This is a genomic window from Alysiella filiformis, assembly GCF_014054525.1.
In the GTDB taxonomy this organism is placed as follows: domain Bacteria; phylum Pseudomonadota; class Gammaproteobacteria; order Burkholderiales; family Neisseriaceae; genus Simonsiella; species Simonsiella filiformis.
In genome coordinates, this window is record NZ_CP059564.1 from 35,993 (window position 1) to 45,078 (window position 9,086).

Genomic DNA, 9,086 nt, shown 5'->3' on the forward strand with positions numbered 1-9,086 from the left:
ATTAGCCTTTCTTCATTGTTGCCGTTAAACGTGATGTACTCTTGATTGTGGCGATAAACGCAACCGCGCCAAATATCCAATTCAGGAACACGCCACCACCTGCCATGTAAAAAATTTGCAATGCGTCAGACGGAATATTGCCAAGCTGTTGTTTGATGTAATTGGCAAATTGCAGTTGCATGAAGTCCAAACCCTTGTATGTGATGAAACCCACACCCAAAGCCGTCAGGATTTTTCCTGCAAAAGTCATGAGTGCGCTGATTATCATTGAAACGATTGCTTTCATTACATCTCCTTAACGGTGGCATAAACCATGCTCATGGCAATCACAATGCCCAATAAAATAATCATTGGACGCGCGCCATTGGCAAAATCGCACATTGGCTCATACGATAAAAAATAGGTGCTACCATAAAACACAATTTGCTTTGGCTGTGGACAAACACCGTTATCAGAAAACAAATCGGCTGGCTTAAACTCAACTTTAACTTCATTATTCGGTACTTCCACATCTTCATAATCCACTTCTTGCATTTCGGCACACATCAAGCTATTGGGATTTTGCTTGCAAATATCTTGCCGTTCTTCTTGTTGATTGCTTTGTTCTTGCTGATTTTGTGCATTTGATTGTGTTTGTGAAGATGTTTGATTGACAATTTGCCGAGTAGGGGCTTGTGCCGTATTCGGTGCAAGGTCTGGTCGAGGAACGATTGATGTGCTTATCGTACCGTCAGGATTGATGATAAACTGGGTTTGTTGTGCCTGATTACTGCCTTGCGGTGTGTAGGGGGCAGTTAAAAAGGTGTTATCTGCTGCTGTACCTTCAACGGTCGTTTGGGTGTTATTGGGGTTTAATTGCCCATTTTGCCAAAGCAAATTAACCAAATCTTTAATCGCTGCTGTATTCTCCTGCTGATTGTCAAGCATTTTGTTTAAAGCATTGGCAATGACTGCTTGAATTTCTGATTGATTAAGTAAAAAATCTTCAAGCGTAACAGCAGGTGTTGCATCTCTTATTGCTTCATCAATTTCATCTTTGTACTGATGATAATTGTCTTTGTTAATTTGAACAGTCTTAACGTTTGTTAATTTATATGACGAATCTGGGTCATTCGAATTTGGATTACCAATAACCAATGTATTTTCACCAACTTCATATACATAGCCATCACCATAAAAGCCCCCATCCATATAAAACCAATGTGGAACTATCATTACCTTATTTAAATGACCCTTTAAAAATGCTAATTTTGGATATGATTTTGGTAAGCCAGTTGTAGTGTCTGCCACAAAATCATTAAAATTATTCTGCCCATTTTGTGATTGAGATTGTGCTGCTTGGGCTGCTGCTTGTTCTGCTTTTACTTTTGCTGCTTCATGCAATGGATTTGCGATTGCTGCTTTTGCATTGGCATATTCATCAAATAAACCATACAAACCACTACCAATATTAAATACATCAAACGCAGCAGCAGCATTCGCAGCAGCCGAACCATAATTACCATACGCCAATTCGCGAGCAGCTTGTTTGGCATTAGGCGAGTTCACGATACTGCCAGCAACTACGCCATAAAGATAACCAGTCGCAGCTTGATTTAATGCACTGTTTGCTGGTAATTTGGTTTGTGTGTTGATTTTACCTGTTGCTTGATTACCATAAGGGTCTTTGATAACAACATTTAGCTGTTTTCCACCTTTCATAGGGTCGGAAAGTGGGCTTAAACTATTAAATTGTAAACTTTTACCTTGATTTGTATTGAAAGTTACATTTAAATTTCCTTTATTGTAACTACCAGTACCATTATTTACATCAATATTAAAACTTTTATTAGTAGGTGTGCGCGCAATCGCTTCCTGAACCGTCATTGGTTGTGGTATCGCGTCCGCTTTCGCCACACCTACCGAAACAGCAGCCAAAACGGCAAAAATGTAGCCAAACCAATGTAAAAATAAATGCTCATATCGTTTCGCTTTCATGGTATTTCTCAATCATCATGCGTTTAATAAAATCGTTCAAAATGCGGAAACCGTATGCCACGGCACACAGCACAATCAGGCTGCCTGAAATCATTGCACCGTCCTCAAAATCTTTCGCAGGGTCGCAACTGGCAAAGCTTAAATTCACTTCCTGCCCTGCAAAGTGCCACTTGTCGCCCTTCTTAACAGGGTAAACAAGTGAGCCGTCTGCCGTAATTGTGGGGACTACCAATGACATTTGATAATCCGTGGCAGCTTCCACACTACCAAAACATTGAAAACCAACACGGTAGCCTGACATTGGTAGCCCCCTTTCAATTAAGCGCGTTTAGCCATGCGGTTAATCACAAAGAAACCGACAGCAGCCAAAGTAACACCCAAAATAGCACCACCTACAAGAGCCACACCAGTTGTCAAACCTTCGATTTTTTCGGCTGCCACAACAGCAGGGTCAGTATTTGCCATGGCAAACACAGGCATGGTGGTTACGGCTACCGCAAAAGCGGTCGTTTTGGTATTGACGGCATTCGCCATTTTTTTGATTGCGTTCATCTGAACTCTCCATTGGCACGGTTGAAATGGTTTGCCTATGCTGTGCCAGACACAGGCAAACAGGGATTTTTATTCAGCCAAGTTATAGTAAACAAAGCCATTGTAGGCGCGAGCGTAAACTGGCAAAGTAACCAACTGACCGCGTTTAACCCCATTAAATTTGTTAGGGTCTTTGATTTTCAGTTCGTAAACTTTGGTTGCCTGTTCGGAACGCACCAGCAGTTCAACAGAATGAACGACAAAATCTCCGTCCTTGCCTTTGCGTGTATCGGTTTTAATGCGTTCAAACGAGCCTGTAATGTACAAGCCTTGTTCAATTTGTTTTTCTTCGGACATGGTTGTCTCCTAGTTGGTTAAAAAATCATTAAATAATTAGGTTTTGAGAACACACGTCCCGTCAGAACGTGCCGTGTGTTCTCAAAACAAAATCAATATTTTTAATAACTTCACGATTTTTAAACGCCCATTGTGGGCAAAGTTCTTGCTTTAAACGCTCTCCGTAATCATCTACGGTTATCGGTTTAAAATCCTGACCATGGCGATAAGCCAAATACTGATTGAGCCAATCAACCCATAAAGCCAGTTTTCTGCGCCACTCTGCCGAGCCTTTGCTTAAAAAGCTAAAATGGCTGGTTGCTACTTTCCAGAATGCACGTTTGTCTATGCTGGTTTGGCACAGGCGAACACCTTTGTCGCATTCTTGGCGGTTGTTGATGTGCTTGCCTATATATTTGGCAACATATCGGGCAAGTCCTTTACTGTTGGTTTTAACGGGCAGCAATTCAGCACGCCCAAAACCGTATTTATCCAAGTTATTGCGTAAACGCTGCCAGTGCATACGAATTGACAAGTTCGCAGATTGGTAATTGCGTTTGGCAATTTCCTGAAAATTCAGTCCGCGCCGTATGTCTTCTTTGGTGGCTACAATCAGGTGGTAATGAATGCGCCCCGACTTAGTGCGTTCAATCACACGAATGTAATTCGGGTAATGCTTTTTCAAAAAATTGGTTCGCAACGAATTAAATCGGCGTTGCGCTTCTTTGGCGTCTGTTACATGGTCTTTGAAAGTCAGAGTTAAAAAACCAACGTGGTTAATGCCAAATTTTTCAATGAAACTTTTAACGTTCAATTCCAATGCGTAGGCACTTTTACGATTGCTGGTGGAAAATTCGTTCAGTTTCTGAATTTTTGAACGCTCAAATAAAACTTCCCTTGTTTCAATCGGTTGGCGAGTACCGATTGAGTTGTTACTATTTAGACAAGGAAAGGAATTTGCTGCGCTCATAAGGTTTCGTCCACCAACTCAATTTCAAAAGATGTCGCAATGTGCAAGGCAAAATACCGCGCATCTTTCAGTTGCATAAACAGGTTAATCAGGCATTTTTTGCCTTGAAAATGCAACCAAATGGCGTAACCGCCTTTGGAACGTTCGCATGGCAAAATTTGGACAAATGTTTCAGACATAAAAAAGCCCCTGTAATTAAAATTACAAGGGCTGATTAAGCTTAAAAAGAATGCAAGCTACACTTCATGGAGTGCGCCTAAGATACTGTTCAATCAATGAATGATTGCTTGCCCCTGTAATGGGGCGAAATATAAGCTGCCTGAAAAGCGGTTGGCACTTTTCAGGCAGCCTGTATTTTGATTTAAACTTTTTTCACAAATTCCGATTTCAAATTCATGGCTGTGCCATCAATTTTGCAGCCGATGTCGTGGTCGCCATCTTGCAAGCGAATGTTTTTGACTTTGGTGCCTTGTTTGATGACCATGCTGCTGCCTTTGACTTTCAAATCTTTAATCAAAACAACGCTGTCGCCATTTTGCAAAACGGTGCCATTGGCATCTTTGACGGTGATTTCATCTTCGTGGCTGTCTGAAACGGCTTGCCATTCGTGGGCGCATTCGGGGCAAACAAATTGGCTGCCATCGTGGTAGGTCAAGCCCGAAGTGCATTGTGGGCAAGCAGGTAAATCATTCATTTTAAAGTGTTCCTATTTATAAATTTTTGTCTATCCAATGGCGGAATCGGTTGATAAAGCCTTCTTGGGTGTATTCGGGTTCAGGCAGGGTTTCAATTTCATCTTGTTGATTTTGCAGGGCTTGAAAATAAATCCAATCTTCATCTTCCACCGCAGGTTTCAAGAAAAATTGCGTTTCGGCAACCTGAAAACCCGATTTTGCCACCATCGCGCTCAAACTGATTAACTCGGTTTTGCTGATGTCGTTCACAAATTGCGGCGCAGGGCGAATGACCAACACGCAGGCTTGGTCGTTGTCCACAAAACCGCTTGTACGCAGGGCGGTTTGCAAGATTTCGGCTGCCACATTTTCGTCATCAACCGCCACACGCGCATGGGAAAAGGGGCAATGCTTAATCAATTCCAAAGCCGCACCCACATGAACGGTGGTGTTCATGCGATACTGGCGGCGCGTGGCAACATCAATCAGCTCAATCACACCCGCCGACAACAGCACCAAAACCACTGGCACACTAGGGCGCACTGGCAAGTCGGAAATTTCGGTGGGTATGGGATAGGCATTGCTCATGGTGTTTTTCCTTGCTTCAATGGGTTTTCAGGCTGCCTGAAAGTTTTACAAAATCTGCATTTGCGCTGCAATGTCTTTCAAACGGCGGCGCGCCAAAGCCAACGTGCCTTTGTCTTTGGACAACACAAAATAAATGAAAATGCCGTCAAGGTGTTGTACAGGCAGCAAAATGTGGTATTGGGTTTCCAAAGTAATCAAAAAATCTTCAATTTGCTCTTTAATGCCCAGCGATTTCATGATGCGTTGTTTGGCGTGATACAGCTCGGTGTTGCTGGCAGAGGCGTATTCCAAATCAATGGTGCTGGATTTGCTCATCGCCCCCAACATGAAACCTGTGTTGGCATCAACAACCGCCGCCGCCATTGCGCCTTCCATTTTGACAATCAGTTGCAGGCTTTGTTCTATGCTTAGTGTGCTGGTGTTGCTCATGATGATGCTGGCTCCTTAATGTTTACATTGTTTAAGTATGGTTAATATCAAAAGGTTTAATGTTAATGCTTTTTAAGCTGCCTGAAAATCAAAATGTGTAGCCCGTTTCCAATTCCTCATCGCCCACCAGCTCCAACAGCAGCGCGTAAAGTGGCGCAAGCTCATGATAACGGCGCGTGGTGCGGCGCAAGTAATTCAAAAATCGGGGGATTTCAGGTTTGTATTTATCTTTGCCATCGCGATACCACAGCCGTGCAAAAATGCCCGCCACTTTCAAATGACGTTGCACGCCCATAAATTCAAACCAGCGATAAAACTCATCAAAATTGGCAGGAACGGGCAAATCGGCAGCACGCGCTTTTTCCCAATAGCGAATGACCAAATCCAACACAAATTCTTCTTCCCACTCAATAAACGCATCGCGCAGCAGCGACACCAAATCGTAGCTGATTGCCCCATAAAGCGCGTCTTGGAAATCCAACACCCCCACGCGGCTGCCTGTAAACATCAAATTGCGAACAATAAAATCGCGATGCACATACACTTTCGGTTGCGCCTCAATCACGGGCAATAATGCGGCAATGCCTTGTTCCCATAATTGTTTTTGTTTGAATGTGAGATTTTTGCCCAATTCGTGTTTCACAAACCAATCGGGAAACAAATTGATTTCACGCAATAAAATTTCGCGGTCGTATTCGGGCAAAACGTTGGGTTGGCTGGCTTTTTGCAATTCAATCAGCACATCAATCGCTTCCAAAAGCAGCATTTTGTGTGCTTCCAAATTGTCGGGATACTGTTGCAGGGCTTTTAAATATTGCATGTCGCCCAAATCGTTCAGCACCACAAAGCCCAAATCCAAATCTTGGGCAATGATTTGTGGCACGTTCAAATGGGAAAACAAATCGCGCACTTTCAAATAGTTGGCAACACTTTCACGCATTTTTTCGGGTGGCGCATCCATGCAAATGAGCGTGCTGCCATCGTTGAATGTGGCACGAAAATAGCGGCGATAATCGGCATCTGCCGCCGCAAAGGTCAGTTCAAATGGGCGATTGGGAAATTGGCTTGCCAACCAATTTTTTAATTCGTTTTGTCGTTGCATGATGGTTTTTTCGGTTAAAATAATCGCCATTTTAACCGTAAATCTGAAATAGGGTATTATTTTGTCTCGTTCTGTTGTCAGCAAGCCATTGGTTTTGGCTTTGGGTGTTGCATTTTCAGGCAGCGCGTATGCCAATTCGGTAATGGATTGGTCGCAGTCCAGCCTGTCGTGCCATGCGCCGCAAAATGCGGCAACGCGCTATGCCGTGCCAGCCGCCAAAGGCAGTGGCGGCGAAACGCTGCCTGAAAACGCCACACGCTTGACCGCCGACCGCGCCACTGGTCAAACCAACGCCCTACACCGCGCCGAAGGCGATGTGATTGTGGAACGCAACAACGAAACCCTCAATGCCGATTGGGTGGAATACGACCAACGCACCGAAGAAGTGGTGGCTGGCGATGATTTCACACTCACACGGGCAGATGGGCAAACGGTTAAGGGCAAACACCTGCGCTACAATCTCGCCAAAAAAGTGGGCAATGCCCAAGAAAGTGCATTTGAGGCGGTACACGAAGGCAGGCGTTTGCAAGGCGTGTCGGGCGAATTGAGTTTGGAAGACAAAAACCATTCGCGCATGAAAAACGTCAAATTCAACACCTGCGCGGCAGGCGACCATTCGTGGTACATTCAGGCAGCCGAATTGAAAAACAACCAAACAACTGGCATAGGCGTGGCAAAACACGCCAAATTGGTGTTTGGTGGTGTGCCGATTTTGTACACGCCGTGGGCGGATTTTCCCACACGCGGCAACCGCAAAAGCGGTTTGCTCGTGCCTACGCTCAAAGTGGGTTCGGACGGCACCGAATTGGCATTGCCCTATTATTTGAATTTGGCACCCAATTATGATGCCACCCTTACCCCCAGCGTGATTACCGCGCGTGGGGCGGCTTTGGGTGGCGAATTGCGCTATTTGCAAGCACAATATTCAGGCAGCCTGAACGGACGTTATTTGCCCCACGACCGCCGTAGCCCATACAACAATCGCTACGAAATCAAATGGCAACATCGGCACCAAATCAACCCCCAATGGCGCGGCGGCATAGACCTCAACCAAGTTTCAGACGATGATTATTACCGCGATTTTTATGGACGCTACGACATCGCCGCCAACACCCATTTAAATCGCCGTGCTTGGCTTGCCCACCAGAGCCAACCCGTGTGGGGCGAACCCGTTCGCACCCAAATTGTGGTACAAAAATACCAAACCCTAACCGATTCAGCAGGCAAAAAAGACAAACCCTACGCCCTGCTGCCTGAAATCAGCAGCCAATGGCACAAAAATCACGGCAAAGCCCGCTACGATTTCACCGCCCAACTCACACGATTTGACCACAGCCGCAAACAAAGCGGCACACGCGCCGTGGTTTACCCCAGCGTCAAATGGGATTGGGGCAACCGTTGGGCGCACGTTCGCCCCAAAGTGGGCGTACACGCCACCCAATATTGGCTGAAAAAACATTCAGGCAGCCAAGAACGCCGCGAAACGCGCGTTTTACCGATGGTCAATGTGGATTCGGGCGTGGTGTTTGAACGTGAACTGACCCTAAATCGCCAACGCTATGTGCAAACATTAGAACCGCGCCTTTTTTACAATTACATCGCCACCCAATCGCAAAATCATCTGCCCAATTTTGACAGTGGCAGCACCGATTTCAGCTACGACCAACTGTTCCGCGAAAACATCTATTCAGGCAACGACCGCATCAACAGCAGCAACAGCTTGGCATTTGGCTTGCAAACGCGCGTGTTGAACGCCCACAATGGCGCAGAAAAATTCCGCGCAGGCATAGGGCAAAAACATTATTTCAACACCGATGATGTGCTGCTCAACGGCTCGCTGGAAAAAACCCCGCGCAAACGCAGCGACATTGCCGCCTTTGCAGGTGGACAAATCCACAAAAATTGGTTTGTAGACAGCCACGTTCACTACAACGAAAGCGCGAAACAAACCCAAAATTGGGCAGCAGGTGTGCGCTACAACCCACAGGCAGGCAAAGTGTTCAGTGCGCGTTTTAAATACGGTCGCAATGAAGAAATTTACACGGGCTATTATGAAAAATTGAAACAGATTGATTTGGCAATGCAATATCCGCTCAATCCCAATTTGTATGCGGTGGCGCGGCTGAATTACAATATCGCACCACGCACCCCTTTGGAACAAACCATCGGCTTGGAATACAAAAACGGTTGCGGTTGTTGGGGTGCCAGCTTGGTGGCGCAACGCTACATCACGGGCTTGAATCAATACAAAAACGCGGTGTATTTTACTTTGCAATTAAAAGATTTAAGCTCATTGGGCAGCGATACTTATGAAAAATTGCGTTTGGGCATACCGGGGTATCACAAAACCAATAATGTGAATACACGTTGAGTTGTTTCAGGCTGCCTTACAGTACACGACAAAAATCTTTCAGGCTGCCTACAACCTGTCCCCTCCCCTGCTGGCGGGGGAGGGTTAGGGTGGGGGTGGCTCGTTGCG

General features: G+C 45.4%; 12 protein-coding genes. 1 reads left to right on the forward strand and 11 read right to left on the reverse strand.

The genetic code is table 11. From position 1 onward, the window contains the following. Position 1: 1 nt before the first annotated feature. The 11 genes from H3L97_RS00270 to amgK all read right to left on the reverse strand — a co-directional run bounded on the left by H3L97_RS00270 (position 2) and on the right by amgK (position 6,607). Positions 2-286 (reverse strand): DUF2523 domain-containing protein, encoded by a 285-nt coding sequence (locus H3L97_RS00270; RefSeq protein WP_224446336.1) that lies wholly within the window; start codon positions 284-286, stop codon positions 2-4. After that, a complete protein-coding gene (locus tag H3L97_RS00275) occupies positions 286-1,977 on the reverse strand; it encodes an IgG-binding virulence factor TspB family protein (RefSeq protein ID WP_097114032.1) in 1,692 nt (563 codons plus the stop codon). Before H3L97_RS00275 ends, H3L97_RS00270 begins: the two co-directional genes overlap by 1 nt. Next, a complete protein-coding gene (locus tag H3L97_RS00280) occupies positions 1,958-2,215 on the reverse strand; it encodes a hypothetical protein (protein ID WP_179655806.1) in 258 nt (85 codons plus the stop codon). Before H3L97_RS00280 ends, H3L97_RS00275 begins: the two co-directional genes overlap by 20 nt. 80 nt (positions 2,216-2,295) lie before the next feature. Further along, positions 2,296-2,529, reverse strand: coding sequence for a hypothetical protein (locus H3L97_RS00285; RefSeq protein WP_097114030.1), 234 nt, complete (start codon positions 2,527-2,529; stop codon positions 2,296-2,298). Positions 2,530-2,598: 69 nt separating this feature from the next. Beyond that, entirely contained in the window at positions 2,599-2,865 is a 267-nt protein-coding gene (locus H3L97_RS00290; RefSeq protein ID WP_097114029.1) for a hypothetical protein, read from the reverse strand. A 61-nt stretch (positions 2,866-2,926) separates the two neighbouring features. Beyond that, positions 2,927-3,814, reverse strand: coding sequence for a rolling circle replication-associated protein (locus H3L97_RS00295; RefSeq protein ID WP_101597826.1), 888 nt, complete (start codon positions 3,812-3,814; stop codon positions 2,927-2,929). Continuing rightward, positions 3,811-3,993, reverse strand: a complete 183-nt coding sequence (locus H3L97_RS00300) for a hypothetical protein (RefSeq protein WP_101597825.1) — start codon at positions 3,991-3,993, stop codon at positions 3,811-3,813. Before H3L97_RS00300 ends, H3L97_RS00295 begins: the two co-directional genes overlap by 4 nt. A 182-nt stretch (positions 3,994-4,175) precedes the next feature. Beyond that, on the reverse strand, positions 4,176-4,508 hold the full coding sequence (locus H3L97_RS00305; protein WP_097114028.1) for a zinc ribbon domain-containing protein YjdM: 333 nt from the start codon (positions 4,506-4,508) through the stop codon (positions 4,176-4,178). A gap of 16 nt (positions 4,509-4,524) precedes the next feature. After that, complete coding sequence (locus H3L97_RS00310; RefSeq protein ID WP_097114027.1) at positions 4,525-5,076, reverse strand: hypothetical protein; 552 nt, start codon at positions 5,074-5,076, stop codon at positions 4,525-4,527. A 45-nt stretch (positions 5,077-5,121) separates the two neighbouring features. Next, positions 5,122-5,505 carry a hypothetical protein gene (locus H3L97_RS00315; RefSeq protein WP_097114026.1) on the reverse strand — a complete coding sequence of 128 codons (384 nt, stop codon included), beginning with the start codon at positions 5,503-5,505 and terminating at the stop codon, positions 5,122-5,124. Between the two features lie 88 nt (positions 5,506-5,593). After that, positions 5,594-6,607, reverse strand: coding sequence for an N-acetylmuramate/N-acetylglucosamine kinase AmgK (gene amgK / locus H3L97_RS00320; protein ID WP_097114084.1), 1,014 nt, complete (start codon positions 6,605-6,607; stop codon positions 5,594-5,596). Positions 6,608-6,668: 61 nt separating this feature from the next. Between amgK and H3L97_RS00325 the strand changes: the two genes are divergently transcribed. Next, the gene (locus tag H3L97_RS00325; RefSeq protein ID WP_224446335.1) at positions 6,669-8,978 is read left to right on the forward strand and encodes an LPS-assembly protein LptD; all 2,310 of its coding nucleotides are present in this window, start codon (positions 6,669-6,671) and stop codon (positions 8,976-8,978) included. Positions 8,979-9,086 lie beyond the last annotated feature (108 nt).